Annotated in this window: 12 protein-coding genes; 9 read left to right on the forward strand and 3 right to left on the reverse strand. The window is 59.0% G+C overall.

The annotated features are described in order from the left end of the window. Window positions 1-9: 9 nt before the first annotated feature. The 5 genes from EV586_RS07045 (at window position 10) to EV586_RS07065 (ending at window position 5,430) form a co-directional block, all read left to right on the forward strand. On the forward strand, window positions 10-1,209 hold the full coding sequence (locus EV586_RS07045) for a bifunctional 3,4-dihydroxy-2-butanone-4-phosphate synthase/GTP cyclohydrolase II (RefSeq protein ID WP_132944363.1): 1,200 nt from the start codon (window positions 10-12) through the stop codon (window positions 1,207-1,209). Between the two features lie 12 nt (window positions 1,210-1,221). Next, a complete protein-coding gene (gene ligA / locus EV586_RS07050; protein ID WP_132944364.1) occupies window positions 1,222-3,264 on the forward strand; it encodes an NAD-dependent DNA ligase LigA in 2,043 nt (680 codons plus the stop codon). Beyond that, entirely contained in the window at window positions 3,261-3,773 is a 513-nt protein-coding gene (locus tag EV586_RS07055) for a peroxiredoxin family protein (protein WP_132944365.1), read from the forward strand. Before ligA ends, EV586_RS07055 begins: the two co-directional genes overlap by 4 nt. 80 nt (window positions 3,774-3,853) lie before the next feature. Next, a complete protein-coding gene (gene murA, locus EV586_RS07060) occupies window positions 3,854-5,134 on the forward strand; it encodes a UDP-N-acetylglucosamine 1-carboxyvinyltransferase (RefSeq protein WP_132944366.1) in 1,281 nt (426 codons plus the stop codon). 38 nt (window positions 5,135-5,172) lie between these two features. Continuing rightward, entirely contained in the window at window positions 5,173-5,430 is a 258-nt protein-coding gene (locus tag EV586_RS07065) for an IreB family regulatory phosphoprotein (protein ID WP_132944367.1), read from the forward strand. 47 nt (window positions 5,431-5,477) lie between these two features. Here the strand turns inward: EV586_RS07065 and EV586_RS21055 are convergent, their stop codons facing one another. Next, the gene (locus tag EV586_RS21055) at window positions 5,478-5,618 is read right to left on the reverse strand and encodes a hypothetical protein (RefSeq protein WP_165898372.1); all 141 of its coding nucleotides are present in this window, start codon (window positions 5,616-5,618) and stop codon (window positions 5,478-5,480) included. Between the two features lie 351 nt (window positions 5,619-5,969). Here EV586_RS21055 and EV586_RS07070 point away from each other — a divergent pair, with 351 nt between their 5' ends. Both EV586_RS07070 and EV586_RS07075 read left to right on the forward strand, forming a co-directional pair. Further along, window positions 5,970-6,959, forward strand: a complete 990-nt coding sequence (locus EV586_RS07070) for an MraY family glycosyltransferase (RefSeq protein ID WP_243652956.1) — start codon at window positions 5,970-5,972, stop codon at window positions 6,957-6,959. A gap of 306 nt (window positions 6,960-7,265) precedes the next feature. Next, window positions 7,266-8,336 carry an NAD(P)H-dependent flavin oxidoreductase gene (locus EV586_RS07075; RefSeq protein ID WP_243652957.1) on the forward strand — a complete coding sequence of 357 codons (1,071 nt, stop codon included), beginning with the start codon at window positions 7,266-7,268 and terminating at the stop codon, window positions 8,334-8,336. Between the two features lie 42 nt (window positions 8,337-8,378). Here EV586_RS07075 and EV586_RS07080 read toward each other — a convergent pair whose 3' ends face one another. Beyond that, complete coding sequence (locus EV586_RS07080) at window positions 8,379-8,909, reverse strand: helix-turn-helix domain-containing protein (RefSeq protein WP_132944369.1); 531 nt, start codon at window positions 8,907-8,909, stop codon at window positions 8,379-8,381. 203 nt (window positions 8,910-9,112) lie between these two features. Between EV586_RS07080 and EV586_RS07085 the strand changes: the two genes are divergently transcribed. Next, window positions 9,113-9,748, forward strand: coding sequence for an FMN-dependent NADH-azoreductase (locus EV586_RS07085; protein ID WP_132944370.1), 636 nt, complete (start codon window positions 9,113-9,115; stop codon window positions 9,746-9,748). A 64-nt stretch (window positions 9,749-9,812) separates the two neighbouring features. Here EV586_RS07085 and EV586_RS07090 read toward each other — a convergent pair whose 3' ends face one another. After that, entirely contained in the window at window positions 9,813-10,613 is an 801-nt protein-coding gene (locus EV586_RS07090) for an ion transporter (protein ID WP_132944371.1), read from the reverse strand. A gap of 281 nt (window positions 10,614-10,894) precedes the next feature. On the opposite strand from EV586_RS07090, the gene EV586_RS07095 reads away from it, so the two are divergent. Continuing rightward, on the forward strand, window positions 10,895-13,138 hold the full coding sequence (locus EV586_RS07095; RefSeq protein WP_243652978.1) for a putative bifunctional diguanylate cyclase/phosphodiesterase: 2,244 nt from the start codon (window positions 10,895-10,897) through the stop codon (window positions 13,136-13,138). Window positions 13,139-13,160 lie beyond the last annotated feature (22 nt).

Below are 13,160 nucleotides of genomic sequence, written 5' to 3' on the forward strand. Positions count from 1 at the left end.
AGAATCCGGATGGCACACTTTCATACGATAGAAGAAGCGCTGGAAGACTTGCGCCAAGGCAAAGTGATCATCGTCGTCGACGATGAAGACCGTGAAAACGAAGGGGATTTTGTGGCGTTGTCCGAACATGCGACGCCCGATGTGATCAACTTTATGATCACCGAAGGGCGCGGTCTCGTCTGCGTGCCGATCACCGAAGCGCGGGCGCGGGAGCTCAGCCTGACCGCGATGGTCGATGACAACACCGACGCGCACGGCACGGCGTTTACCGTGTCGGTCGACGGCAAGAACACGACGACAGGCATCTCCGCGTTCGAACGCGCCGAGACGATCCGCGCCTTGATCGAGGACGGCACCAAGCCGGACGAGTTTAAAAAGCCGGGCCACATCTTTCCCTTGATCGCCAAAGACGGCGGCACGCTGCGCCGCGCCGGGCACACCGAAGCGGCGGTCGACCTCGCCCGCCTCGCCGGTGCTTACCCGTCCGGCGTGATCTGCGAAGTGCTGAACGCCGACGGCACGATGGCGCGCGTTCCCGACCTCGAAGCGATCGCCGAGCGCCACGGCCTGAAGATGATCACGATCGCCGACCTGATCGCCTACCGCAAGCAAAGCGAGATCCTGATCGACCGCGCCGCCGAAGTGCGCATGCCGACCGAGTTTGGCGATTTCCAGATGGTCGCCTACACCAACTCGATCGACGACAAAGAGCATGTCGCGATGGTCAAAGGCGACATCTCGCCCGGCGAGCCGGTGCTGGTGCGCGTGCACTCCGAGTGCCTGACCGGGGACATTTTCCACTCCTACCGCTGCGACTGCGGTCCGCAAAAGGAAGCCGCTTTGCGCCAGATCAACGAAGCGGGCAAAGGCGTCCTGCTCTACATGCGCCAGGAAGGGCGCGGCATCGGACTGATCAACAAGCTGAAAGCGTACCAGCTGCAAGATCAGGGCTATGACACCGTCGAAGCGAACGAGCAGCTCGGCTTCAAAGCCGACCTGCGTGAATACGGCATCGGCGCCCAGATCCTGCGCGACCTCGGCGTGCAGAAGATCCGTTTGCTGACCAACAACCCGCGCAAGATCAGAGGCTTGTCCGGCCACGGCCTCGAAGTGGTCGAGCGCGTCGCGCTGCAGATGGAGCACAACGAAAACAACGAAGGCTATTTGAAAACGAAACAAGCTAAACTCGGCCACATGCTGAAGTTTTAGGAGGGGCTCGCCGTGACGGTACAGGACAAAGAGCAGCGCATCCGTGAACTGATCGAGGAGATCACCGATTATGACTACCATTACTACACGCTGGACACACCCAAAGTGACCGACGCCGAATGGGACCGGCTGTATGATGAACTCGTGCGCCTCGAAGCGGAGACCGGCATCTCCCTGCCCCAGTCGCCAACTCACCGCGTCGGCAGCGGGGTGCTGATCGACAGCTTCCCGGAGCACAAGCACCTCGCTCGCCTGTGGAGTCTCGACAAAGCGCAAAGCGCCGACGAGCTCCGCGAATGGGACAAACGCGTCCGCAAGCTGATCGCCGACCACAACACCAAACATCCGGACGAACAACTCCCCGAGCCGCAGTATGTGCTGGAGCAGAAATTCGATGGTCTGACCATCAACCTGACGTATGAAAACGGCATGCTCGTCCAAGCGGCGACGCGCGGGCGAGGCGTGGTCGGCGAGTCGATCCTGCCACAGGTGAAGACGATCAAGTCGGTGCCGCTGAGCATCCCGTTTCAAGACGGCCTGATCGAAGTGCAAGGCGAAGCGATCATGCCGCTGTCGGCGCTCGCCCACTACAACGAGCGGGCGACTGAGACCGGCGCCGAGCTGTTGAAAAACGCCCGCAACGCCGCTTCGGGCGCGCTGCGCCAGAAAAACGTGGAACTCACCGCCAAGCGCAACCTGGACGCCTACCTCTACGGCATCGGCTATGCGGATGGCATCGAGTTTGACACGCACGAGCAGATCCTCGATTTCCTGCGCGAGAACCGGATCAAGACATCGCCCTACTCGCAGGTCTATGCGGACATCGAAACGGTGATCGAAGAGATCGCCCGCTTTGACCGGGAAGACCACCCGCACCTCGATTACCTGATCGACGGGATGGTGATCAAGATCAACGATCTCGCCACCCGCGACGCGCTCGGCTATACCGACAAGTTCCCGCGCTGGGCGGTCGCGTTCAAGTTCGAAGCGGAAGAGTACTCGACGATTCTGCAAAGCGTGGTCTGGGACGTCGGCCGCACCGGCAAGATCACGCCGACCGCGCTGCTGGAGCCAGTCGACATCGGCGGCGTCACCGTGCAGCGCGCGACGTTGAACAACTGGGGTGACATCCAGCGCAAAGGCGTGCAGATCGGTTCGCGCATCGCCATCCGCCGCTCCAACGACGTGATCCCGGAAGTGCTGTTTGCGCTCGATGACGACGAGCTGCAGACCACGCCGATCGACAAGCCGGAGCAGTGCCCGAGCTGCGGCTCCGAACTGGTCGAAAAAGGCGCGCACCTCTTCTGCCAGAACGTCGACGGGTGCCGCACCCAGGTCGTCAACCGCATCGCTCACTTCGCAAGCCGCGGCGGCATGGACATCGAAACATTTTCGATCAAGACGGCCGAGCAGCTGTTTGACGAGCTGGGCGTGTCCGATCCGGCCGACCTCTATGACCGCTTGAGCATGGAGCAGCTGCTGGCCCTGCCGCGCTTTGGCGAAAAGAAAGCGCAGAACCTGCTCGCCGCCCTCGAGAAGAGCAAAGGCAAAGACCTGGCCTCGTTCCTCAATGCGCTCGGCATTCCGAACACCGGCGCGCGGATGGCCCGCGATCTGGCCGAGACGTTCGGTTCGCTGCAGCGCGTGCAAACCGCCGCGTTTGACGAGCTGGTCGCCATCCCCGGATTTGGCGACATCGTCGCGGAGAGCATCACGACGTTCTTTGGGCAGGAGCGCATCCAAACGAGCATCGAGCGGATGCTGCAGGCCGGGGTCCACCCGACCCATGAGGCGCCGCAGATCGCAGAAGCGGCAGCGGAGAGCCCGTTTTTCGGCAAGACGGTCGTTCTGACCGGCACGCTGACAGCACTTGGGCGCAATGACGCGAAAGCCAAGCTGGAAGCGTTCGGCGCCAAAGTCACCGGCTCCGTCTCCAAGAAAACCGACTTCGTCGTCGCAGGTGACGAGGCCGGCTCCAAACTGACCAAAGCGCAAGAGCTCGGCGTCACCGTCCTGACCGAGCAGGAGTTCCTCGCGCTGATCGGCGAAGCATGAGCAGGCTCTGGCGGTCGCTCCTGCTCGTCCTGACCCTGGCCCTGTTCCTCTCCGCCTGCGGTGACAAGGATGCGCCGAAAGCCGTTCCGCTCAAAGCGGGCGTGCCTGCGCCCGACTTTACCTTGGAGACGATGAGCGGGCAGACGGTCAAGCTGTCCGACCTGCGCGGGCAGAAGGTGTTCCTGAACTTCTGGGCCTCGTGGTGCCCGCCGTGCAAGAAAGAGATGCCCGACCTGCAGGAGATGTCGCGCAAATACGAGGACAAAGTCAAGCTCTACGGCGTGAACATCACGGCGGATGACACGCTGGAGCGCGCGGAGACGTTCATCCTCGAACAAAAGCTGACCTTCCCGCAGCTGCTCGACAAAGAAGGCAAAGTGCAGAAGGCGTACAATGCGATCACCGTCCCGATCTCCGTCACGATCGACGAGGCGGGCAAGATCGTCGAGTACCGCCTCGGGCAGTTGACGAAAGAGCAGATGGAGCAGATGTTCCAAGCCCTCATGTGAGGGCTTTTTCTTTTGACGTTCCGCGCAACTGTGGTAAAATGTGTCTATCAGCCAGTATTAACGGATGGGGTGTACAACGAATGGAAGTACTTCGCGTAAAAGGCGGAACTCCGCTGATGGGCGAAATCCAGGCATCGGGGAGCAAGAACTCCGTCCTGGCAATCATGTGTGCCGTTCTGCTCTGTGACGGCGAGACAATTTTGGAAAACGTTCCGAACTTGAGCGATGTAAATACGTTGATGGAAATTCTGGAAGAGACAGGCGTCAAAGGGGAATGGATCGCTCCGAACACGCTGCGCTTTGTGAACAACGGGTTGACCAAATGGAGCGTGTCGGAAGATCTCGTGCGCAAGATGCGCGCGTCCTTCTCGATCTTTGGCCCCTTGCTGGCTAAAGCCGGCAAGGCGCAGATTCCGCTTCCCGGCGGCTGCGTGATCGGGGCGCGTCCGGTCGACCAGCATCTGAAAGCGATGGGCGCGCTCGGCGCTGAGATCAAGATGCTCGACGGCAGCGTGTACGCCGAATGCCCGGGCGGCCGCCTGAAAGGCGCGGCGATGTTCCTCGGCACGCGCTTCGGCTCCACGGTCGGCGGCACCAACGCGGCGATCATGGCGGGGGCGCTGTCCTCCGGCACGACGATCATCTACAACGCGGCCCGCGAGCCGGAGATCGTCGACCTCGTGATGTTCCTGAACAAGGCGGGCGCGAAGATCCGCGGCGTCGGCACCGACATCATCACCATCGAAGGCGTCGAGAGCCTGCAAGGCGTGCGCTACACCTGCATGACCGACCGCATCGAGTCGGGCACCTACCTCTGTGCCGGCGCGATCACGCGCGGGAAAGTCACCGTCAAAGGCATTCCGCCGCAGTCCTTGGCCGGGCTTCCGTCCCTGCTGTTCGACATGGGCTGTGACATCACGCTCGAAGGCGATTCGATCACCGTCGACGCCCGCGACCGCGAATTGCGCGCCACGCATGTCATCACCTTTGCTTATCCGGGCTTTGCCACCGACTTGCAGCCGGCGATGCTGACCCTGCTGACGACAGCAAAAGGCATCTCCTACGTCAAAGAGACCGTCTTTGATGCCCGCTTCGGCTTCACCCAGGAGCTGACCCGCATGGGAGCCGACATCAAGATCTCCGGCGACACGGCGATCGTCAGCGGCGTGGAGAAGCTGAGCGGCGCGCGCGTCATCGCAGGCGACCTGCGGGCAGCGGGCGCGATGATCCTCGGCGGTCTGGCAGCAGACGGCATGTCGACGGTCGAAGGGCTGCAGTATCTGGACCGCGGCTATGAGAACCCGGTCGAAAAGCTTGTTTCCATCGGAGCGCAGATCGAACGCGTCAACACCGGCGCATAGACAGGAAAGTCTTGAACAAGAACAGGAGGGGCTTTACCATGTCCAACCTCGACAAGACCATGATTTTTCGACCAGATCAGGAATCGGAACTGCTGAACGAAATCATCACCGGCGTGGTGCCGGCACTCCGCGAACAAGGCTACGATGCGGCTCGCCAACTGGCCGGCTTCCTCGTGACCGGGGAGAGCAACTACATCACCTCGGCGAACAACGCGCGGGCGACAATGGCCAAGATGGACCGATTGATCGCCGTGGAGCAGATCCTCAACGACTATTTCAAGCTGAAGGGTCTGTAAGCGTAACAAAGCGTTCCTCCACCGGAGGAACGCTTTTGTATGTCTGCTTATTCTTTTCCGCGCAGAAAATCCGGCACGGTGGATCGGTTCTCCGCTTTGACGCGGACGAATGCGATGCGGTTGGACATTCTCCCGAGCATGAACACCACCGGGATGGCGATGATATGGAACAGCAAGATTCCGCTCATGTTTTGACTACCTCCTATGGTTCCGTTTTGCTAGATTCTATGAGCGGGACGGAGCATGTAGAACCGGAACGGACGGACAAAAATAAAGTCCGGCACCCGACTTTTATAACAGCCGCAGAAGGTGTAACTTTTTATCTGCCTCATGCGTCATATCTAACGATTTCGTGAAATCGGCGAGAAGAACTTTCGTTTTCGCGGACATCTCTGGTATAATAAGTACGTTTCACGGGCGCCTGTCTAGCGGCGCTCGAATCTTTTGGCACAGCATCCAACCTTTTTGGAAATAAAAGTGGAATTTTGCGCACACTACCTGCAATAAAATGTGGCGCAGAGGGAGGCTTACGAACGAAGATGCAATCCCCACAAATGCTGACCTTGACTTTGATCGTCTCGTTTGCGCTGGTGTTCTTCATGGTGCCGTATCTGCGCAAGGTGGCGTTGAAGACAGGGTTCGTAGACATGCCGAACCCTCGGAAACTGCACAAAGAGCCGATTCCGGTACTCGGCGGGGCGGCGATTTATTTCGGCTTTATCGTCTCGACCTTATTGATTCAGTTGATCTTTGGGAAAGTGGATGACACGTTTTACGGCATCGCGCTCGGCGGCCTGCTCCTGTTCGTCGTCGGGGTGATCGACGACTACTACAAGACGCGCGGCAAGGATTTCCCGGCGTGGCCGAAACTGTTGACGCACATCGCCGCAGCGTTTGTGCTGGTCGGCTTTGATGTCCGGGTTGAAGCGGTCACGATCCCGTGGATCGACCTGCCGTACTACTCTTTCGCCGACCACGGCATGGGCTGGATCTCGATCGTGGCGACCGTGCTTTGGGTGGTGGCGCTGACGAACATGCTGAACTTCCTGGACGGCGTAGACGGCCTGGCAGCGGGCATCTCGTCGATCTCGGCGATCACCCTGTTGTTCATCGCGATCCTCTCCGGCAACGGACCGGTCGCGTTTTATGCAGTCGCGCTGATCGGTGTTTCGCTGGCATTCCTCAAGCACAACTTCCACCCGGCGCGCATCTTCATGGGCGACGCAGGGGCGACGTTCCTCGGCTTTGCCCTGGCCGCTCTGGCGGTCGACGGCGCGTTCAAATCGGCGACGTTTGTCTCCTTGATCGTTCCGGTGCTGGCGCTGGGCGTCCCGATCTTCGACACGCTGTTCGTGCTGTTCAAGCGGATCAAAGAACGCCGTCCGCTGCACCAGGCTGACAAATCGCACACGCATCACAGCTTGTTGCGCAGCGGTATGAGCCAAGTGCAGACCGTATCGTTTATGTATTTGCTCGGCATTTGCTTCTCTTTGCTGTCAATCGTCGTATTGCTCGTCAACTACAAATAAAAACGTACGGATCACTCCTTGCCCGGTTTCGCGGGCAAGGAGCTTTTTGTTGGTTGAAACTTTTCCCACGTTTTGGCGTACTACTAAGGAATGCCATCGCGCAGCGAATCGGACGGCATAAAAATAGGCCGCCTTGTGTCGGAAGGCGGCCTTTCCATGATGGGGGACTTCCCTTAAAACATGCTGGACTAAGAGTTGTCTGCGTTAATCATACTAGAGACGATATTTATTTTATATGGTTGATAAGTTGCATTTTGTTTGTAGTGCTGCAGTCCTTGAATGGGAGCAAGAGAGGGGGAGATTGAGGTGTGGACCACGACCAGAGTCACAGAAAAGCTCGGCATTCGCGTTCCGATCCTGCAAGCGCCGATGGCGGGCGGCGCGACGACGCCGGAGCTAATGGCGGCCGTCTCGAACGCGGGCGGGCTGGGTTCGCTTGGCGCGGGGTATCTGTCGGCCGCCGCGATGCGTGAGGCGATCCGCCGAATTCGCGAACTGACGGACCAGCCGTTCGCCGTCAACCTGTTCGTTCCGGAGTCGCCGCGGGAAGATGCCGTGCGCAGCGCAGCGGCCAACGGGCTGATGCGTCCGTACCGGGCAGAGCTCGGCTTGCCGGAGGAACCTTCGGTCGCGGCGTATGCTGAACCGTTCGCGGAACAGATCGCTGTGGTGTTGGAGGAACGGGTGCCGGTCTTTTCCTTTACGTTCGGCATCCCGTCAGCAGAAGTCCTGCAACAGCTTCGAGAGCAGGGCATCACGACGATCGGGACGGCGACTACGGTGCGGGAAGCGGTGCTGCTGGAGCAGAGCGGGATCGACCTGATCCACGCGCAGGGCGGGGAAGCGGGCGGGCATCGCGGAACGTTCCTCGGCCGGCCAGAAGATGCGCTGGTCGGCACGATGGCGCTGGTGCCGCAGATCGTCGACGGGGTGACGCTGCCGGTGATCGCGGCGGGCGGCATCATGGACGGGCGCGGCATCGCCGCCGCCCTGATGCTCGGAGCGGAAGCCGTCCAACTCGGGACGGCGTTCCTGACCACCGCCGAGTGCGGCATTCATCCGGCATACAAAGCAGCCTTGCTGACCTCCACCGAAGAGAGCACCAGCCTGACCAAGGCGTTCTCCGGCAAGCCGGCCCGCGGCTTGCAGAACCGCTTCCTGCGCGAGATGGAGCCCCACCAGCATGCGCTGCCCGATTACCCGATCCAAAATGCCCTCACCCGCGACATTCGCCAGGCGGCGGCCAAGCAGAACAATCCCGATTTTCTGTCGCTGTGGGCCGGGCAGGGTTCGAGGCTCACCCGGCAAGAAACGGCTGCCGAACTGATGTCCCGTCTGATCGAGCAGACGAGACAAACGCTGCAGACAAGACGGTAGCGCCAATCGAAAAACCGCCGGAGCTGTCTCCGGCGGTTTTGCTTATTCAGGCTTGTTTTCGGCGATCAAGAGCAGCGCCGGTTCCGCTCCGATGTTCACCACGCGGTGCGGAACGCAGGACTTCCAGCAAAACGAATCTCCCTCCGTCAGCTCGACGCGGTCTTCGCCTTGGATGGCCAGCAGCCGGCCGCGCAGCACGAGGTACGACTCCTCGCCTGCCTGCGAGTGCAGTTGATCGCTCGTCGCGCCGCCCGGCGGCAGTTCGAGGAGCTTCAAGCCGAAACCGCCGCTGGCGGCCAGCTTTTCCACTTTCAGCTGCGCTTTGCCGGACATCGAGATCTCCCGCTCCGCTTTGCGCACCACATGCATACGATGCTCTTTCTCTAACAAAAAATAAGCCAGCGGCACCTGCAAATAGTTCGCAATGCTTTGCAAGGTCGCGATCGACGGCGATGTTTTATTGTTTTCCACATTGGAGACGAAGCCTTTCGACAATCCGGTTCCTTCGCAGAGCTGAGGAATCGTGATGTTTTTCCGTTTGCGGATCTCTCGAATCATCGCACCGATATCCATACTTGTTGCCTCCCCCTGCAGTAAAGTGACCTAGATTACATAGTAACAAAAACAGGATTGACGTGCCATCCCTGCGAGGTGTATCTTCGTAGTAGCCTAATACAGAACAAAGTTCTTTATTGGAAAACAAACGATTCGCATGTTTTCCGCTTCGGCATCACACCCTAGTTCTGTGATTACACCACCAGAGAGGAATGATAGCAATGGCAACAGTATTGTATATCACGGCCAACCCGAAACCGGAGGATCAGTCGTTCTCCTTGTCCGCAGGCCGCGCGTTTGTAAACGAGTACCGTGAAGCGAACCAGAACGATGAAGTGATCGAACTCGACCTCTTCCAAGCGAACATCCCGCAGATCGACCCGGACGTATTTGCCGGCTGGGGCAAACTGCAAACCGGCGCTGCATTTGACGCACTGTCCGCAGATGAGCAGGCAAAAGTAGGCCGTCTGGGCGAATTGGTCGACCAGTTCGTCGCGGCTGACAAATATGTGTTCGTCACCCCGATGTGGAACTTCTCCTTCCCGCCGGTTGTGAAAGCTTACATCGACGCGATCTGCGTAGCAGGCAAGACCTTCCGCTACACCGAGAACGGCCCGGTCGGTCTTCTCGGCGGCAAAAAGGCGCTGCACATCCAAGCGCGCGGCGGCTTCTACTCCGAAGGTCCGGCAGCAGAAGTGGAACTGGGCGACCGTTTCTTGCGCACCGTCCTCGGCTTTGTCGGCATCACCGATGTGAACACCCTCGCGATCGAAGGCCAGGCAGCACAGCCGGATCAAGCGAGCCAGATCAAAGAAAACGGGATTTCCAAAGCGAAAGAACTCGCGAAATCCTTCTAATCGCATCTGCATCAATCCTGCAAAAGCGGCTTCGGAGCATCTGCCTCCCAGCCGCTTTTGACGTTTACTTTCGCGATTCATAGTCGCGCAGCATCTCCAGCGTCCGCAGAAGCGTTCTGTATTCAGCATCGCTCAACTCTCCAATGTGGTGCACCCACTGCATCGCATGGTGCTTCATCTGCTGCTGCAGGCGGTCATCCTCGTGCGGCAGTTCTTCTTCGATCATCTTCAGCAGGCTCTCTTCATCGGTCGGCGTTTCAAAAAAGGTCATCCAGTGGTTGGCGAGGTTGGCCGTAAACGTACCGATCAAGCCGATCCCCGAGATCATCAAAAACGCCGCGATGATCCGCCCGCCTTCTGTCACCGGCGAAATATCTCCATAGCCGACGGTCGTCGTTGTGACGATCGACCACCACAACGCATCTCCCCACGTTTGAAACGAATCGTTGTTGCCTTGCTCCAGCAGATATACCGCTGAGGCACTCCAGAGCAGAATCACGGCCAGAAAGGCGAAGATCTTGCGCATCTGGTTCGACTTCAGCACGTTCCACAAGAGGGGGGAGGCTTTCAGCAGCCGCACGACGCGGAGCACTCGCATCAGCCTGGCCAGCGGGAAAAGCAGGTCGAAAGGGATCATCGCGATGATGTCAAACCAGTTCTCCCGAACAAACTTCTGCTTGTCCCGCGCCAGATACAAACGAATCAGATATTCGGTGCCAAAAAACAGAATCAGGCCGAGATCCACGCGCTTGATCAACGCTTCGGTCAGATAGGGATGGTCGGCCGGATCCGCAAAAATCAAAATGGCATAGGTGATGACCGCCAGCAGGATGATCATCTCATACAAGAAGCGCCAAAAGGACATCGGACCCCTCCTCTGATACTACTTGCATACTATGAAAAAAAGAGGGAACTCATCCCTCCTTTTGCTAGATGGGCGATTCTTTTTCAGCGGAAAGGCAAAACAGGAATATGACGAATCATGTCGAATAATGACTCATCCAACCATCAAAAACCTCTGCATGAGGGGAGCTTCGCATGAGTCTGACCTACATAATCGCTACCATCCTGCGACTTTTCACTCTGGCATGGGCCGTGTTCCTGCTGAGGAGGATCAAGGACTGGAGAATTAGCTTGTTGACCGCCATGCTTACGATCCTTTCGGGATATCAGGTGTTTCTGCTGGTGCAGCATTCCTCCCGGGAATGGGTGATCGCACGGGGAAGCACCGACTTCTATTGGCTGGTGGCGAGCGGCACCATGTTGCTGGCGATCTTCTTTTTGGGCGGCGCTCTGAATGAGCAGCTGACGACTCGCAACCGGCTGTTCAAAGAAGAGCAGGCCTTCCGATCGCTCTATGAGCACAATCCGGACGCAGTCTACACCTTGGATCTCAATGGCCGTGTGCTGGCTTCCAATCCGGCCTGTCTGACCATGATGGGCTATGCGGAGCAAGAGCTGGCAAGCGGCACCATCTTTCAGACGGTGGTCCCGGAGGATGTGGACCGCGCCAGGCGCCATTTTGTTCAAGCGGTGAACGGCAATCCTCAGACGTTTGAATTGACGGTGCTTCATAAAGCCGGGCACCAAATGGAGGTGCTGGTCACCAACGTGCCGATCTATGCGGACGGGGAAGTCGCCGGCATCTTCGGAATTGCGAAAAACATCACCGCCCAGAAGGCGGCCGAGCGTGAGCGGAGCTTGTCCACGCAAAAGTATCAGGACCTGCTGGAGACGATCGAAGCGGTCGTCTGGGAAGGGAATCCGGAGACGTTCCAGTATCTGTTCATCTCGCCGCAGTCGCTGAAAATCCTCGGGTACACGCCGGAGAAATTGATCAGCGATCACGCGTTTTGGCAGAGCAAAGTCCACCCGGACGATTTCGAGATGATGATGTCGTACTGCAAGCAGGAAGTGGCAGCCGGCCGCAACCATGAGATCGAGTATCGCATGATCGCCGCCGACGGACGCACCGTCTGGCTGAAAGACTATGTCACGGTGGTGCAGGAAAACGGGGTCGTCACCGGCTGCCGGGGCATCATGGTCGACATCACGGCACGCAAACTGGCGGAGGAGCGCCTGGAGCACATCGCCTACTACGATGTGCTGACCAGCTTGCCCAACCGCACGTTGTTCGAAGACCGCCTGCACTTGGAGATGGCGCGCTCGCGGCGCCACTCGCAGAAGCTGGCCGTCCTGCTGCTCGATATTGACCGCTTCAAATACATCAACGACACGCTGGGTCATGGCCTCGGGGATGAATTGATCCGCGCTGTCGCCGAGCGGCTGCAGACCTGTGTCCGCGAAGGGGACACCGTCTCGCGCATCGGCGGGGACGAGTTCACGCTGATCCTGCCCGACCTCAGGTCACCGCAAGCTGCGGTGGCGGTGGCACAGATGATTTTGCAGAAGATGACGGCGCCGTTTGTGATCGCGCAGACGGAGCTGTATGCGACCTGCAGCATCGGGATCTCCTTTTTCCCGGACGACGGCACCGACCTGCAGGCGTTGATGAAAAATGCGGAGTCGGCGATGTACCGCGCCAAGGAGCGGGGGCGGAACAGCTACCAGCTGTACACCACGTCGATGAACGAAGACGCGATGCAGAAGCTGTCTTTGGAGCGCTATTTGCGCAAGGCGCTGGGCTTGGACGAGTTCGTGCTGTTCTACCAGCCGCAAGTGAACGTGCAGAGCGGAGAGATCTTCGGTGTCGAAGCGCTTCTGCGCTGGAAGCACCCGATCTTGGGCATGGTCTCGCCGGCCACTTTTATTCCGCTCGCCGAAGAGACCGGCCTGATCGTGCCGATCGGCGAGTGGGTGCTGAAGACGGCCTGCGCGCAGGTCAAACGCTGGCATGCGGCCGGCTACCCGCAGCTGACGGTGGCGGTGAACTTGTCGGCCCGGCAGTTCCAGCAGGAAGACCTCGTCGAGATGGTCGAGCGCGTGCTGGAGGAGACGGGCGTCGAACCGCAGTTTCTGGAGCTGGAGATCACGGAGAGCGTCACCATGCACAATGTGGAGCGGGCGATCGTGATCTTGCATGAGCTCACGAATCTTGGGATTCGCATCTCGCTGGACGATTTCGGCACGGGCTATTCGTCCTTGAGCTACCTCAAGCATTTCCCGATCCATACGCTGAAGATCGACCAGACGTTCGTCCGCGACATCACCACCGATGCGGACGACGCTGCGATCGCCACGTCGGTCATCGCTTTGGCGCACAGCTTGAATCTGCAAGTGGTGGCGGAAGGCGTGGAAACGGAAGAGCACCTGCGCTATCTCGCGGCGCAGGGCTGTACCTCCATGCAAGGCTACCATTTCAGCCGTCCGCTGCCGGCACCGGAGATCGACGCGCTGCTGCAGAGCGGCAAAACGTTTTGTTATAAATAGGGGAGGCCATTGTGCCATAGAG

Origin of the sequence: Tumebacillus sp. BK434 (genome assembly GCF_004340785.1) — a bacterium.
GTDB lineage: Bacteria > Bacillota > Bacilli > Tumebacillales > Tumebacillaceae > Tumebacillus_A.